Origin of the sequence: uncultured Chloroflexus sp., from assembly GCF_938091255.1 — a bacterium.
Taxonomy (GTDB): domain Bacteria; phylum Chloroflexota; class Chloroflexia; order Chloroflexales; family Chloroflexaceae; genus Chloroflexus.
Genome location: NZ_CALLJH010000072.1, coordinates 1 through 15,943 on the forward strand (window position 1 = coordinate 1; position 15,943 = coordinate 15,943).

General features: G+C 59.9%; 13 protein-coding genes. 12 read left to right on the forward strand and 1 reads right to left on the reverse strand.

From position 1 onward, the window contains the following. Positions 1-304 precede the first annotated feature (304 nt). The 12 genes from Q1A00_RS18105 (at position 305) to Q1A00_RS18160 (ending at position 14,815) form a co-directional block, all read left to right on the forward strand. Positions 305-3,610, forward strand: a complete 3,306-nt coding sequence (locus tag Q1A00_RS18105) for a BTAD domain-containing putative transcriptional regulator (protein WP_298407319.1) — start codon at positions 305-307, stop codon at positions 3,608-3,610. Between the two features lie 96 nt (positions 3,611-3,706). Continuing rightward, positions 3,707-5,272, forward strand: coding sequence for a long-chain fatty acid--CoA ligase (locus Q1A00_RS18110; RefSeq protein ID WP_298407316.1), 1,566 nt, complete (start codon positions 3,707-3,709; stop codon positions 5,270-5,272). Positions 5,273-5,543: 271 nt separating this feature from the next. After that, the gene (locus tag Q1A00_RS18115) at positions 5,544-6,614 is read left to right on the forward strand and encodes an alpha/beta hydrolase (RefSeq protein ID WP_299758308.1); all 1,071 of its coding nucleotides are present in this window, start codon (positions 5,544-5,546) and stop codon (positions 6,612-6,614) included. A gap of 20 nt (positions 6,615-6,634) precedes the next feature. Continuing rightward, entirely contained in the window at positions 6,635-7,405 is a 771-nt protein-coding gene (locus Q1A00_RS18120) for an alpha/beta hydrolase (RefSeq protein WP_298407312.1), read from the forward strand. A gap of 47 nt (positions 7,406-7,452) precedes the next feature. Next, a complete protein-coding gene (locus tag Q1A00_RS18125; RefSeq protein ID WP_298407308.1) occupies positions 7,453-7,845 on the forward strand; it encodes a MaoC family dehydratase in 393 nt (130 codons plus the stop codon). A gap of 4 nt (positions 7,846-7,849) precedes the next feature. Continuing rightward, a complete protein-coding gene (locus Q1A00_RS18130) occupies positions 7,850-8,623 on the forward strand; it encodes an enoyl-CoA hydratase/isomerase family protein (RefSeq protein WP_298407305.1) in 774 nt (257 codons plus the stop codon). Beyond that, positions 8,620-8,976, forward strand: coding sequence for a hypothetical protein (locus Q1A00_RS18135; protein WP_298407303.1), 357 nt, complete (start codon positions 8,620-8,622; stop codon positions 8,974-8,976). Before Q1A00_RS18130 ends, Q1A00_RS18135 begins: the two co-directional genes overlap by 4 nt. Before the next feature lie 154 nt (positions 8,977-9,130). Beyond that, positions 9,131-10,495 (forward strand): substrate-binding domain-containing protein, encoded by a 1,365-nt coding sequence (locus Q1A00_RS18140; protein WP_298407302.1) that lies wholly within the window; start codon positions 9,131-9,133, stop codon positions 10,493-10,495. A 171-nt stretch (positions 10,496-10,666) separates the two neighbouring features. Further along, the gene (locus Q1A00_RS18145) at positions 10,667-11,437 is read left to right on the forward strand and encodes an ABC transporter ATP-binding protein (protein WP_298407300.1); all 771 of its coding nucleotides are present in this window, start codon (positions 10,667-10,669) and stop codon (positions 11,435-11,437) included. Further along, on the forward strand, positions 11,434-12,141 hold the full coding sequence (locus Q1A00_RS18150; RefSeq protein ID WP_298407299.1) for an ABC transporter ATP-binding protein: 708 nt from the start codon (positions 11,434-11,436) through the stop codon (positions 12,139-12,141). Before Q1A00_RS18145 ends, Q1A00_RS18150 begins: the two co-directional genes overlap by 4 nt. Before the next feature lie 157 nt (positions 12,142-12,298). Then, positions 12,299-13,777 (forward strand): branched-chain amino acid ABC transporter permease, encoded by a 1,479-nt coding sequence (locus Q1A00_RS18155; protein WP_298407296.1) that lies wholly within the window; start codon positions 12,299-12,301, stop codon positions 13,775-13,777. A 3-nt stretch (positions 13,778-13,780) separates the two neighbouring features. Further along, positions 13,781-14,815: a branched-chain amino acid ABC transporter permease gene (locus tag Q1A00_RS18160; protein ID WP_298407292.1), complete on the forward strand. Its 1,035-nt coding sequence runs from the start codon at positions 13,781-13,783 to the stop codon at positions 14,813-14,815. Here the strand turns inward: Q1A00_RS18160 and Q1A00_RS18165 are convergent. Continuing rightward, a complete protein-coding gene (locus Q1A00_RS18165; protein WP_298407289.1) occupies positions 14,786-15,811 on the reverse strand; it encodes a GHMP kinase in 1,026 nt (341 codons plus the stop codon). The two genes, Q1A00_RS18160 and Q1A00_RS18165, sit on opposite strands and share 30 nt — an antisense overlap. Positions 15,812-15,943: the final 132 nt, after the last annotated feature.

Here is a 15,943-nt window from a genome sequence, read left to right on the forward strand (position 1 = left end):
CACAAGGGGGGAGGGGGGTGGCCTCCGAGTGTAGGGCGGAATGGATCCCGCCCCGGTCAATCCGTTGGGCGGGGGGGTGACCCCCTCCCCCACGAGGGGGGAGGGGGGTGGCCTCCGAATGTAGGGCGGAATGGATCCCGCCCCGGTCAATCCGTTGGGCAGGGGGGGCCCCTATCATAGCCCCTGCCCGACACGGTGGGAGGGGAATGGTACTCTCTAGCCCCGGCCCGTCCCCGACGTTGGGGGTGTAGTACCCGGTTGTGACAAACACATCGTTATGCTGGTATAATACGTATTACCATTGATGACCCTGTATGATCATACCGCTATGGCGCGTGAAGAGACAGTGTTGTTGCAGGCGAAGATTGCGCCGCCGCGCCCGCATCGCTACCGGCTGGTGCGTCCAGAGGTTACGGCACGTCTACGCGAGGCGTTTGATTATCGGGTTACTATCGTGCAGGCCGGCGCCGGCTATGGTAAGACGACGGCACTGGCCGAGTTAGCAGAGAATACAGGCGCCGTTTGTTGGTATACGATCGGCGAGAACGACCGTGATCCGGTGACGTTTTTGACCTATCTGACCGCAGCGTGTGGGCCGGTTCTGCCACAGGGTGCGCCAGAGGCGCTAGCGGCACTGCATGCTCGCCCTGCTGACAGGACGGCGTGGACGCAGGCGCTCGATGGGTTGCTGAATACACTGGCCGGCGCTACGCCGCGACCAACGCTGCTTATTCTCGATGACTACCACTTCGTGACAGCGTCCGCCGAGATCCGCGCATTGACCGAGCGACTGATTACCTACGCGCCACCGTGGTTGAGTCTGTTGATCGCTACCCGTTACCCGATTGTCAGCGGCGAGCTAGTGCGCTGGCGCGCGCGCGGCGAGGTGCTGGAATTGCACCGCGAGGCGTTGGCCTTTACCCGCGACGAGATTGCTGCGCTCTTCGCCGAAGTCTTTGGTATGCTGTTAAGCGCTGCCGATGTCGATCTGCTCAGCCACCAGACGGAAGGGTGGCCGATTGCGTTGCAACTGGTCTGGCAGGGGTTGCGCGGCGGGCAGGCGCGGAGCGTGGCTGAATTGCTGGCGAACGGCCCGGCTTCACTGGCGGCGTTGTTCGATTTTCTAGCTTCTGATGTTCTTGATCGCCAGCCGCCAGAGATTGCCGCCTTTTTGCGCGCAACCGCGCCGTTGCGGGTGCTGACTGCTGCTGCCTGCGATGCGGTGCGACAAGCTGATGACAGCGCCGAGTTGTTGGCGCAAGTGCGCGATCGTGACCTCTTTGTAGTTGAGTTGGGAACCGATCACTATCGCTACCATCACCTATTTCACGACTTTTTGCGCCAGCAGACGCGCCATGATCCCGATCTGGCTGCACGACACCGGCGAGCAGCCCAGCACTATACTGCGGTCGGCCTCGCTGAAGAAGCGATCTACCATTGGTTTGCCGCCGGCGAAGGTGCCATCGCAGCCAATGCGGTTGAGACAGCCGGTGAAGAAGCGTTGCGTAATGGACGGCTCGATACGGTAGCCGGTTGGATTGATTCGCTGCCGGCTGAGTTGATCGCCACTCGGCCTCGCTTGCAATGCTACCTTGGTGATCTGTACCGATTGCGCGCTCGTTTTGATGAAGCTCGTCGCTGGTATACCCAAGCCGAAGCGACCAGTCGCCAGCGCGGTGATCGGGCCGAATTGGCTCGCGCGTTGTACGGTCAGGCGCTGGTTTACATCGATCAGGTGCAGCCTGCCCAAGCCGAGAGTGTGTTGCAAGAGGCGCTGCGGGTCAGCGAACGGTTAGAAGATCAGGTTGCCCGCGCCCGTGTGCTCGAATTACTGGCCGAGAATAAACTCAATATGGGTCAGCCTGCCGAGGCTGAAGCCTTGCAACAGCAAGCGAGCCAGTTGCGCGCGGCTAGTCCGGCGGCTGATCTCCTTAGTGCGCGGGTCAAGCTGCGCACCGGTCAATTGGCTGCGGCGCGCGCCTTGTTGCAGGCATGGCGCGATCACGAACGGGTAGCAACAGCGCGCGGCGCGACCCCGGCCCCCCGCGGCCATCGTGAAGCGGTGTTGGTGCTGGCCTTAATCGCTGCGTTTGAGGGCGATGTTGATCAGGCGCTCGCATTGGCCAGAGAAGGGGTGCAAGTGGGGATTGAACGCAATTCCCGCTTTATTACCTCGGTTGCTTACGCCCGGCTTGGCCATGCGTGGTTATTGCAGAGTGCCACTGCCGACGTAGCCGCCCGTGATTACGCGCTCGATTATTACCGCAAAGCGTTAGCCGAGGGCGATGCCTTAGGGGTGGATCGGTTGCGGGTGGAACCTCTGTGGGGGTTAACCCGCCTCTACGGGTTGGCTGGCGATCTGGCCGCTGCCGAGAGCGCCGCCGCCGATGGACAGGCATTTTGCCGTTGGGCTGGTGATCTCTGGTTGGGCGCGATGATCCAATTGCAACGCGGCGTGAGTCACGTGATCGCCGGGCACATTGAGTGTGCGCAAGAGATTCTCTTAGCAGCACGCGCCGATTTACGTGCGTGTAGTGATCGATTCGGCCAAGCAGTGGCTGCGCTCTGGCTCGCCCTTGTCTATCATGAACAACGACAGGATGCGGCGGCAATTGCTGCAATTAATGAGGCGTTAGAACTGAGCGCCACTCACGGCTACGATTATTTGTTCACCCGTCCAACCTTTCTCGGTGTCACCGAACCGCGCCGGCTATTGCCGATCCTTCTTGCTACCCGCGCCCGTGGTCACCATCGCGACTATATCGAGCGGTTACTAGCTACGCTGGGGTTGCGTGGCCTAGAAGCCCACCCCGGTTATCAGTTACGGGTGCAGACGCTGGGAGCGTTTCGGGTTTGGCGTGGCGATCACGAGATCGAGGCCCGCGAGTGGCAGCGCGACAAGGCGCGTCAGCTTTTGCAGGCGTTGATTGCCTATCGCAACCGCTGGTTGCAACGCGAAGAGCTGGCCGAGATGCTGTGGCCGCACCTCGCCCCAGAAGCCGCGATCCGTGACTTCAAGGTGGCCCTGAGTGCGCTCTATCGGGTGCTCGAACCGAGTCGCAGCGAGGCAACCTCGTCGTTCATCGTGCGCGATGGCAGCGCCTACCGGCTGCGCCCCACCGCCGATATTTGGCTTGATTGCGCCGAACTGAGCGCCGGATGCACCGATGGGTTGCGCTTGCTCGATCAAGGCCGCACCGAGGCCGGCATTCAGCGGCTGCAAGCGGCCATCCAGCTCTACCAAGGTGACTTTTTACCCGACGTGCTCTACGAGAGTTGGGCTGAAGCCGAGCGGGAACGGCTGCGCAATACCTTTTTGCGTAGCGCCGACCGGCTGGCACAGACGTTGGCCGAGCAGGGACGCGACGAAGAGGTGATTGCCCTTGCCGAACGCATGCTTGCTCACGACAACTGCTGGGAGCGGGCCTACCGGCTGTTGATGCTGGCGTATGCTCGCCAAGGCAACCGCGCCGCCGCCTTGCGCGTCTTCCAACGCTGCGTCGATCATCTGGCCCGCGAATTAGAGGTTGAACCGTCGCCGATCACGCTCGCCTTGGCCGAACGGCTACGTACCGGTGATACTACACTCCCGCCTGTTACCGATTTGTAACCGCCACGCAACCCCCTTCTGCTACCCTCAACCACAAATCCCCGGCTACACGTTGCGCATTTGCGCGTATCGCGGCGGCAACGCCGCATAGAACACATGGACGTGATGAACCTTGGCGACTGGCTTGGTCGTCGCGCGCAGTTGTCACCGCATAAGGTGGCACTGTTCGATGCCCAGAACGGGATGCGCCCGATTACCTACGGCGAGTGGCATGCAACTGCTAATCGCACGGCCAATTTGTTGCGCGAGTTGGGAGTCGAGCAGGGCGATCGAGTGGCTACGTTGGCCCAAAATTGCGTCGATCTGCTCGATTTGTGGTTTGCCTGCGCGAAACTTGGGGCTATTTTGCAACCGCTCAACTGGCGGCTGACCCCCGCTGAGCTGAGCGATCTGATCGCCGATGGCGAGCCGAAGGTGCTGGCCTACGGCCCAGAATATGCGGCAATGACGCTCACCCTGCGCGCGCAAGCCGCATCGGTCACCCACTGGCTAGCAATTGACGGCGCGTCACCCGCCGATCCGTCCGATCCCACCATTGCCCAACGCGACGCCTTGCCCGCCGAATGCGCTCCAGTCACACTCGGTTGGAATGACCCGTGGGTCATCTGCTACACCGGCGGTAGCACCGGCTTGCCGAAAGGAGCCATCCTCACCTACCGCAGCATTGCCGCCAACGCGGTTAACACCGTAATGAGCTGGGGGCTGCGACCTGATGACGTAGCTATTTTGAACGCACCTTTGTTCCACACTGGCGGCCTTAACGTCTTTACTGCGCCACTCGTGCAGATTGGCGGTGCATCGATCGTCTGTCGTACCTTCAACGTTGATCAAGTCTTTGACCTGATCGACCACGGCCCGGCTACACTCTTTTTCGGTGTACCGACAATGTTCATTGCGATGCAGCACCATCCACGTTGGCCGACCGTTGATTTCAGCCGGATGCGGATTGTGATTAGCGGCGGTGCGCCGTGCCCCGAACCGGTTTTTCATGCCTTCTGGGAGCGTGGCATTGACTTCAAGACCGGCTATGGCCTCACCGAAGCCGGCCCCAACACCTTCTGGTTGCCGCCGGAATTGGTGCGCACCAAACCGGGAGCGGTCGGCTACCCATTGATGTTTATCGATGTGCGCGTGGTAGCCAGCGATGGCCGCGAGTGTGGCCCTGATGAAGTCGGTGAATTGCAGATCCGTGGCCCGCACGTCTGTGCTGGCTACTGGCGCCGACCCGCTGAGACAGCAGCCGCGTTTGTTGATGGCTGGCTACGCACCGGCGATCTGGCAAGCTTTGATGCCGATGGATGTTATCGCATTGTGGGCAGGTTGAAAGATGTAATCATCTCTGGCGGCGAAAACATTTATCCCGCCGAGGTCGAGAGCGTCTTAGCCGGGCACCCGGCTGTCGCGGAAGTGGCACTGGTGGGGATGCCTGACCCGCACTGGGGCGAAGTGGGGTGGGCGGCAGTGGTGGTGCGCCCCGGCATTGACTTCTCTGACCAAGATCTGCTCGCGTTTGCCGGCGCGCGTTTGGCCCGCTATAAGCTGCCGAAACGGATTGTCACTCTTCCCGAATTACCCAAAACTGGGGCCGGCAAGATTGATAAGCAGGCGTTGAAGCGGATGTTTCAACAACACGGAGGAAACGCTATGAATGCTAAGGGGTGAGGCCATTCCTCTGCGGCAAACATACCCCACCCCTAGCCCCTCCCCTGCTGGGAGAGGGGGCCGCGTCAGGTAGGAGCAGGGATGGGAAGTGAGGCTCATCAGCCCGCACAGCAGGCTTCGTAAGCGTAGCCCGGCTTCAGGACCGGGGGAGGTGGGCAGACCGCGTCATCTCGTGGTTCTTCCCTCTAGGTGTCCTCGGCACCTTTTGCGGTAAGCATCCTCCCGTTGGAAAAGGGATAGGTGTATCGTCTCATTACGAATGGAGCATAGCATGAGCAAGATTCCTACCTTGCCCGGAATTACATCCACCATGGTTCAAACCCCACATTTGCAGATGCACCTCCTCAGCAGCGGCCCGGCTGACGGCGAGCCGGTGCTCTTCGTGCATGGCAATGCGTCGTCGGCAACGTTTTGGGAAGAGACGATGCTGACCTTGCCGGCAGGTTTTCGCGCGATCGCACCTGACCTGCGTGGCTACGGCGAGACTGAAGACCGCTTGATCGACGCTACTCGCGGGTGCGGTGACTGGGTGGATGACCTACTCGCCCTGCTCGACACGCTTGGCATTGAGCGTTGTCACGCAGTAGGACACTCGCTCGGTGGGGTTGTGCTCTTTAACCTGATTGCAACTGCGCCGCAGCGGATCATCACCGCTACGCTGGCCGCTCCCGGCTCACCCTATGGCTTTGGCGGGTGCAAAGGGCTGAATGGCGAACTCTGCTGGCCAGACGGGGCCGGATCGGGTGGCGGCACGGTCAATCAGGCGTTTGTTGAGCGGATGGCGGCGGGTGACACTACCGAAGAGGCGGGGGTAGCTGCGCCACGGGTGGTGATGAATACTTACTACTGGAAACCACCCTTCCGCCCGGCCCGCGAAGAGGCGCTGCTGCTCTCGATGCTGAGCGAGAAGGTTGGACCGCAACGCTACCCCGGTGACTTTAAGCCATCACCCAATTGGCCGGGGGTTGCGCCGGGAGTATGGGGGCCGATCAACGCGATCTCACCGTTGTACGTGGGCGACTCGGTCGAACGGTTCGTTGCTGTCAATCCCAAGCCGCCGATCTTGTGGGTTCGCGGGGCTGATGATCAGATCGTCAGCGATATGTCGCTATTCGATGTCGGCACACTCGGCCAGCTCGGCGTCTTGCCCGACTGGCCCGGCCCAGAGGTCCATCCACCGCAGCCGATGATCAGCCAGACCCGCGCCGTGCTCGAACGCTACGCTGCCGCTGGTGGCACGTACCGCGAAGTGGTGTTCGAGAACTGCGGCCACACGCCGTACATCGAATATCCAGAGCAATTTAATGCAGCCTTTCATGCGCATTTGACGGGTAAGGGGTAGGGAAGAGGAAGGAGGGCCGTATGCCCACTATCAAAGCCGGTGATCTCGATGTGCATTATCTCGATCACGGTCAAGGTGAACCTGTCATTTTTGTGCATGGCAATTGGGCCAGCAGTGGTTGGTGGCTGCGGGTGCTGGAACGGTTGCCCGCCGGCTACCGTGGCCTAGCCCCTGACCTACGCGGACGGGGGGCGACGCAAGGGCCTGACAACGACTACACCATGCCATCGTTGGCCGCTGACCTCTGGAACTTCGCCGATGCGCTCGGTATCCAGCGCTGCCATCTGGTCGGCCATTCGTTGGGAGCGGCAGTTGTGCTGCAAGCCGCCCTTGATCGGCCCGATCGCGTGCTAACGATTGCTGTCCTCGCGCCGCCGTGGGTCGATGGCATGCCCGACGAAGTGTATCAACCTGACCGGCAGCAACTCCTCAAAGATAACCCCGACTTCTTTGCACAAGCGATCAAGGCGATGGCGCCAACTGCGCCGGAAGATGACTTCTGGCGTGAACTGGTTGCAATCGGGCACAGCCAGCGATTGAGCGCAGCCAATGGCGCAATTGACGCATTACGTGCATGGAAGCCGGGCGACCAACTACGCACGATTGGCGTGCCGGCGCTGGTAATGGGTGGCGAACTTGATCCACTGGTCACCGCCGAGACAGTCAAACGCGCCGCCGAAGCATTGGGGGTCGCACCGCAGATCATTACCGGCGTCGGCCATTCGGCCAACCTCGAAGCGCCCGACCGATTTGTCGCATTATTGACAGCACATTGGCAACACACCCCGTAGTGACACAGCGTGCTGTGTGACTATAACCTACGCCAAGGAACATCCGTATGACGCCGATCCCAAGCGGTACCCGCTACGACCGTACTCACACCGTCACCCAAACGGACATCGATCGCTTTGCGGCGGTGAGCGGCGACACCAACCCGATCCATACCGATCCGGCGGTGGCGGCGACTACCCGTTTTGGCCGCACCATCGCCCACGGCATGCTACTGTACGGCTACATCCGGGCCGCGCTGCACACGCTGGCGCCAACCGGTGTGCAGCGCCAACAGACCCTCAGCTTTACCAACCCGGTGTTTGCCGGTGAAACGATCAAGATCATCGTCGAGGTACTAGAAAGCAATGGCAACCAGCTTCGTTGTGCGGTGAGTGTCGCGCGCAGCGATGGCAAAGTGGCGTGCAGTGGCGAAACCGTGCTTGAGATACCGCATGGATAACGTTGTGACAATCCAACCTAACGGCCCGGTGGTGGCGATCACGCTCAACCGGCCAGCGCAGCACAACTTGCTCACGCCAGAGTTGCTGGCCGCGCTGCTAGATGCGCTAGCCACTGCGCGCCACCACCATGGCGTGCGCGCAGTGATCTTACAAGCCGCCGGGCCGTCGTTTTCGCGCGGAATCGACATTGCCAGCTTAGCCAGTCACGCTGAGCGAGAGTTGTACGCCGATGGATTACTGCGGCAATTGCACCGGGTGATGCTAGAGTTGATCGATCTGCCGGCGCCGCTGATCGTCGCCGTGCAAGGGCAGGTTAATGGCAGCGCCATGGGGCTGGTGCTGGCCGCCGATGTGGTCGTAGTCGCGCCAGAAGCGAGCTTCACCGCTTACACCACCACCCTTGGCCTTAGCCCGGAGGGTGGTTGGGCAACGCTCTTGCCACGCTTGATCGGCCAACGGCGTGCAGCCGAGGCGCTGCTGCTCGAACGATCGATCAGCGCTGAAGAGGCAGTGGCGTGGGGCTTGGCCAACCGGCTCGTGCCAGCCAGCCACCTCGTCGAAGAGACACAAGCCGTGGCTCATCAGATGGCGGCGCAGTTGCCGGGGAGTATCGCCTGTACCCGCCGGCTGCTCTGGAGTGAACGCGATCGGTTGGTTGCCGAACTGGATCGCGAACGGGAATTGTTTTGCGCGCAGATCCGGTCAATCGAAGCCAGCATTGGCCTTAACGCTTTTCTTGACCGGCAGCGCGCCATGATGACGGAGACAGACCTGTGAAACAGCTTGCCGTTGGTATGCAAGCCACGACGCAGCGCGTATTCGACGACCAACTGATCGCCGAATACGCTGCGCTCTGTGGTGATCAGCCGGGCGAGACCGTGCCAGAGCCGCTGATCGGCGCGCTCTTTTCTTACCTGCTCGGCGTCGAGTTGCCCGGTTCTGGTTCAGTCTATCTCAAACAAGACCTCATCTTTACTGATAGCGCGCGTGCCGGCGAAGTGTTAACTGCGACGGTAACGATTACCCACATCCGCGCTGACAAGCCGTTGGTGACATTCCAGACCCGCTGTACTGGTGCTGATGGGCGTCTGATTGCCGACGGCGAGGCAATCGTGATGGCGCCGAGGTAGGGAACAGATAAGCAGAGTGCACGATTTGTTGTCCGGGCAGACAGAGGGAGCAAATGAAACCGGTGCGGAGGAGTAGCAACCCGCTCTGGAAACCGCATTCACCCCTCAGCAGCCCGCTGGTGATAAGAGAAGGTTAGTCAAAGGAGACCGTTCAATGCAGAGTACCCATCTTGTCCGCCGTTTTGCCATCACGATAGTGGTGATCCTTGCGCTGACGCTAAGCGCATGTGGCGGTGGCCAGACCGCACAGCCGACCGCTGCGCCGCAGCCAACTGTCGAACCGACTGCTGCGCCCCAACCAACCGCCGCGCCTGCGGTGGCCCCCCAACCGACCGCTGTACCAACAACCTCAGCCACTACCGGCGAGCCAATTGTGGTCGGCTTGATGACCGACAATTCTGGTTTGCTCGCCATCTACGGCCCTATGCTGGAGCGTGGCTTTACGCTCGGTTTGGAGTATGCGACCAACGGCACGAATGCGGTGGCAGGCCGCCCAATTAAGGTGGTTGTCAAAGATACCGCTAGCAATCCAGAAACGGGTGTCTCGTTGGCGCGGGAAGCAATCGAAAGTGATGGCGCAGATGTGCTGGTCGGTTCTCCTAGCTCGCCGGTAGCGCTAGCGATCTCGGCTGTTGCTGCCGAAAACAAGATTATCTACATCGCTGCGCCGGCAGCGACCCCCGCCCTCACCGGCGATAACTTCAACATCTACACCTTCCGCGCCGGGCGTACCAGTGTGCAAGACGCGCTGACAATGAGTGCCGCACTCTTGCAGACTGGCAAGAAGTTTATCCAGATTGCCCAAGACAACGCCTTCGGGCGCGGCTCGGCAGGCGCGTTCTACCTCACGGTGAAGGCGCTTGGCGGTGAATTTGTCCTCAACGACACTGCTGAAGGCGCCGGCACCGTCTTTGCCCCGCCAGATACCACCGACTTCACGCCATACATCAACCAGTTGCTCGATTCGGGGGCGGAAGTGTTGATCGTCACGTGGTCAGGCACTGGCTTCGTGCCGATGTTCCAGCAGATGCAACAACTGGGTGTGTTCGATGTAATGACCGTCGCGACCGGTTTTGGCGACAACCAGACCATGGTCAACGGCTACGCTGATGCAATCGGCTCGGTCGGCGTGAGTGTGTACCACTACAGCCTGTTTGACAACCCGGTCAACCAGTGGCTCACCGAGCGTCACAAAGCGGCTTACGGTACGCCGCCCGATCTCTTCACCGAGAGCGGCTTCAACGCGGCGATAATGCTGGTCAAGGCGTTGGAAGCGACCAATGGTGATCCAGCGGCTGAGGGGATGATCGCCGCGCTCGAAGGCATGACCTTCGACGGGCCGAAGGGTAGCTACACCGTGCGCGCATCGGATCATGTGCTCTTGCAGCCGATGACGCTAGTGCGCCTGCTCAACACCAACGATCCCGACTTCAAGTTCTTCGAGCTGGTGACGCTGTTCACGCCTGAGCAGACCGCACCACCCTGCATGGTGCCGGCGGCAATGAACCGGTGCCCATAGGAGCGCAGCGCACATGTGGAGTGCGGCAGTTAAACCGCCGCGCTTCCACCAACTCTCTTGAGGCTTGGAACAGATGGTGACAAGCCGCTGCGCACATCACCGGCTTCTGGTTGATGAACCCCTACACGGAGCAACGCAATCGGAGCGAGGGTAACACCCCGAGGAGTCTACGTGAGCGATTGGATTATCGAAACTCACCGCCTTACCCGCGACTTCGGCAGCTTGCGCGCCGTCGATCAGGTTGATCTGCGCGTGCGCACCGGCAGCATTCACGCCATTATTGGCCCGAACGGCGCTGGGAAAACCACCCTGTTCAACCTGATCAGTGGTTATCTCAAGCCAACCTCCGGGCGAGTACTGCTGCGCGGGCAAGATATTACGCGCGTGCCGTTGCACCGCATGGCGCACCTCGGTATCGGGCGTTCGTTCCAGATCACCAACATCTTCCCGACGCTGACGGTGCTGGAAAATGTGCGGCTAGCGGCGCAGGCGCGCGGGCATGACAATTTTCGGCTGTGGACGAGCGCCGCCAAGCTGCGAGCCTACACCGAGCGGGCGTTAGCAGCATTGCACCAAGTTGGCCTCCACGAGCGGGCCTTGCAGATTGCCGCCACCCTGCCGCACGGTGACAAACGCCGGCTTGAACTGGCGATTTTGCTGGCCGGCGATGCCGATATTCTGCTACTCGATGAACCGACTGCAGGTATGGCAACCGAACAGGTGCCGATGCTGCTCGATCTGTTGCGCGGCATCCGGCAAGGAACGAACAAAACCATCTTGATCGTTGAACACAATATGGCTGTCGTGATGAGTTTGGCCGAGACGATAACCGTCATGCATCAAGGGCGCGTGCTGGCAGAGGGTACTCCGGCGGCGATCAGCGCCAATCAAGCGGTGCGCGAGGCATATCTGGGCACGGCTTTCGCCGGAGGGCAGCCATGAGTGACGTGTTGCTTGAAGTAGACACCATCCACACCTTTATCGGCCAATTTCACATTCTGGAAGGGGTCTCGCTAAAGGTGCGCACCGGCAGCATAACCGCGCTACTTGGGCGCAATGGCGCCGGCAAAACGACCACACTGCGCTCGATTATGGGTCTCAACCCACCGCGCAGTGGCAGCATTCGTCTCGCCGGTGAACCGATTAATGGTCGGCCAGCCTACAACATTGCCCAGCTTGGCGTTGGCTATGTGCCTGAGCATCGGGCCGTCTTTCGTGATCTAACCGTCGAAGAGAATCTGCGCCTCGCCGAGCGCAAGCGTGGCGATTTAGCCCGACGAAGTGACTTCATTATGTCACTCTTTCCTGATCTCAAGCGGTTTTACCGCCATCCGGGCGGTAAGCTGTCGGGTGGCCAACAGCAGATGCTGGCGATTGCGCGCGCGTTGGTAGCCGATAACCGGCTCTTGCTGATCGACGAACCGAGCGAAGGGTTAGCGCCGATCATCGTCGAGCAGATTGTGAGTGCATTACGCCAAATGTCCGCAGAGACGACGATCTTGTTGGTAGAGCAGAATTTTGCGATGGCAGCGCAATTGGCCGACGAATATTACATTCTCGATGATGGGCGCAGCGTACAGCACGGGCGTATGGCCGATCTAGTGCATGACCATGCCACGATTGATAAATATCTCGGCGCAGGTTAACGCAAAGGCGTAAAGGAGGCAAAGACGCAGAGATGCTAAACGCAAAGGACGCGAAGCTGTTATGGTTGAAGGTCTTAGCGTATTTGTGCCAATCTCTCCAAACCCTTTGCACCTTTACGTGTATCACCTTAGCGTCTTGGCGTTAAAGGAGTAGTGGATGATCGAATGGATCCAGCGCCGGCGCGGATTGATCGCCGGCATCGTCGCGGCGATTCTCTTCGCCATTTGGGCCTCGAGCCAGTACGAACCACGAGTCTTAGCCAGCATCTTGCTGTCGGGTCTCACGCTCGGCGCACTCTATTTTTTGGTAACATCCGGCCTCTCGCTGATCTTTGGTTTGATGGACGTGCTCAACTTCGCGCACGGCACCATCTTTATGATCGGTGCGTATATCGGCTTTACGCTCTACGCCAATCCGCGCCTGCTGCTCAATATGCTGCCCTTCGTGCTAGCGTTTGTGGCCGGCTGGCTGTTGGCGCGCTGGCTGCCGTTCAGCAGTTTGCCCACCGGACATCGCCGCCCGCTGTGGGTGGTTGCCGTGCTGGTCGGGGTGTTTGCGGTCTGGGGATTTGAGTTAGCGCCGCTCGCGACCACTGCCCTTAGTTCGGGCGGGCGAGTGCCGACCGAGCAGGCTCAAGCGCCAATCGGCATCTTTATTGCACGCACAGTAGGGCTGGCGATTGCCGGTCTGATCGCGGGCGCAGCCTTCATTATCGGTAATGAGCACACACGCCAACCGGCACCACGCGATCTGGTGTTGTCGAGTGGCCTGCTTGCACTCGCAATCATCATTGCACCGCTACGCCTGAATGCCGAAGGTTGGATCCTCGCCCTTGACTCGAATGCGCGCTTTTTGCTGGCGCTGGTGGCCGGCGCTAGCGGCGGCGCGGCGTTGGGTGGATTGATGGAGTGGAGTCTCATCCGGCCACTCTATAGCCGTCCAATCTATCAAGTGTTGGTCACGCTCGGCTTGGTCTTCGTCGGCACTGAACTGGTCAAAGGCATCTGGGGGCCGGGCGGGTATTTTATGGAACTACCGGCATGGTTTAGTCGGCGCGGCCCGAGTTGCCCGTCGCCGAACCTCATTGCATGGCTGCAAGACAACTGCGCCAGCATCGACGTGCTGGGCCGGCCCTTTCCCAGCTACCGTATCTTCATTATTGCCTTGGGCATTGCGATGTTCATCGGCATTGCCGTGCTCTTGCGTTACACCCGGCTTGGTATGATCATCCGCGCTGGCGTCCAAGACAGCGAGATGGTACAGGCGTTAGGCATCAACGTTCGCCGTGTCTTTACCCTCGTCTTCGCACTAGGGGCAGGACTAGCCGCACTGGGTGGCGTCGCCGCGGCACCGTTCCTCGGTATTAGCCCCGGTCTTGGGCAAGAGTTTCAGTTACAAGCCTTCATCGCGGTAGTGATCGGCGGGATGGGCAGTTTCACTGGCGCGGCGATCGGCGCATTGCTCGTTGGCCTTGCCCGCGCGTTCGGCGACCAGATTGTGCTGACCGGCATTCAACTGCCGTGGATGAGTGAAGCGATGACGTTTTCGCCGTCGATTGCACGGGCTTCAACCGTATTGATCATGGCCTTGGTACTGCTATTGCGACCAGCCGGTCTGTTTGGCAAAAAGGAGTAGCCGATGCGGGATCGTTTCACCTCGTCACAGTGGGCCGGCCTTGCCCTCATCGGCGGCCTGATCATCTTTCCGTTTGTGATCTCGCTGCTCACCGGCCAGCCGGTTGAGTCTGGCGTACCCAAGTTCTGGCAAGGCATGCTGATTCAGGTCTTTATTCTGGCCGTCTTCGCAATGAGCTACGATATTCTAATGGGCTATACTGGGATTCTGTCGTTTGGCCATGCCCTCTTCTTTGGCACCGGCGCATACACCATCGGCATCTTGCTCAAACATGCCGGCTGGGACATCGGCTCGGCCCTGCTGTCCGTCATCGTGATCGCGATCATCCAGAGCTTAATTGTTGGCCTGCTCTCACTGCGGGTGAGCGGCGTCTACTTCGCGATGGTGACACTCGCGTTTGCGCAGATGTTTTTCCTCTTGGCCGAAGCAACCGACTTCCGCCAATGGACCGGTGCCGAGGACGGGTTGCAGAGTATTCCGGTACCGGCATGGATGAGTCCCACGACCGAACGACTCCGATTTTATTATGTCACGTTAGGTTTTGCAACAATCATGTACCTACTGGCACGGCAAGTCGTCAACTCACCGACCGGGCGGGTTATGATGGCTATTCGCGACAACGAGATGCGAGCAAGCGTGTTAGGCTATAACACGCTTACCTTCAAACTCATTGCCATTACAGTGAGCGGCGTAATGGCAGCGCTTGCCGGCGCATTCAATGCTCTCTGGAACCTCAATGCTAACCCAGCGGTACTTGGCGTTGGTACAACGATCAACGCACTGCTGATGACGATCATCGGCGGCGTTGGCTCGCTGATCGGGCCAATGCTAGGCGCTGGTGTGATCCAATTGCTCGGCTACTGGCTCAACGTCTTCTTCGGGCCAAGCTGGCCGCTCTTGTTTGGCATTGTCTACATTTTGATCGTGCTATTCCTCCCCTACGGCATCGTCGGCACGTGGCGATTGCGCAGCGCCAGTTGGCTGGCGATGTGGCGCGAGCGATCGCGATCACTCATCCGGTTCTTCAACCACCCATGATTGCACGCCGTGGGTAACAAACGAGAACGGGCGCACGATCACCCCAGCTTCGGTCAGAGCGCGCTCGATGGCCAGCCGGCGGTCGAAGGGACACGCAAACACCATAAAGCCGCCACCGCCGGCGCCCGAAATCTTGCCACCCCACGCACCATGCTTACGGGCCAGCGCGTAAACCTCTTCGACGATCGGCGGCGCGATGTGGGGTGAAAAGGCCTTCTTGACCTCCCACGCATCGTGCAGCAGACGACCAAAATCGGCAATGCGCTGTTCGCGCAACAGGCGGGCTGCAATATCGACAAACGCTTTGGTCTCGTGATGGAGGCGCAACGTATCACCTTTAACTAACCGCTGCACCTGATCGGTCATCAGATGGCGAGTAAGCAATTGGCGGTCACCGATATAGCCGATGATCAAGCAGCTTTCCAATTCGAGCAACGCCGTCGGATCACTCAGCACCGGCTCGACAATCACCCGGTCGCGCCCAAAGTGGTAGACGCACATCCCGCCAAACACTGCCGAATACTGATCTTGCCGTCCACCGGGAATGCCAAGATCAACCCGTTCGATCCGGTAGGCCAATTCAGCTAGTTGGTGTGGATCGGCGTTCTGACCAGCCACAGCGTAGAGCAACTTGAGCATACTCACCACTAGTGCCGACGACGAACCGAGACCAGAGCCGGGTGGGGCATCACTGAACATGGTAATCTTGTAACCGGCACTCGCCGGTCGTAGTTGTGGCAAGGCATCAAGCACTGCTTGAGGCAAGGTCAGTTTGCCATCCCATTCGCGGTCGCTCACCAGCCGACTGACCTCTTGCAGATCGAGCGAGCGGATCGTAATGCCGGGTGTACTGCTGGTGGTCAGCATACAACGCACATAAAGGTTAATCGTACAGTTGAGCACTTTCCCGCCGTATTCTTCGGCGTAGGGACTGACATCGGTACCCCCGCCGAAAAAGCCGATTCGCATCGGCGCACGTGCTTTGTAGATTTTCATTGGTTCCTCCGGCCATCGTTCAGTGCCGCGGCGCCAGTATACCAGAAAGAGCAATAGGATAGGGACAAAACACTCTCTACCGGCACTTCGCGCCCATGCACTGCTACGAGTACGCCCACCCCTCCCCCCTCG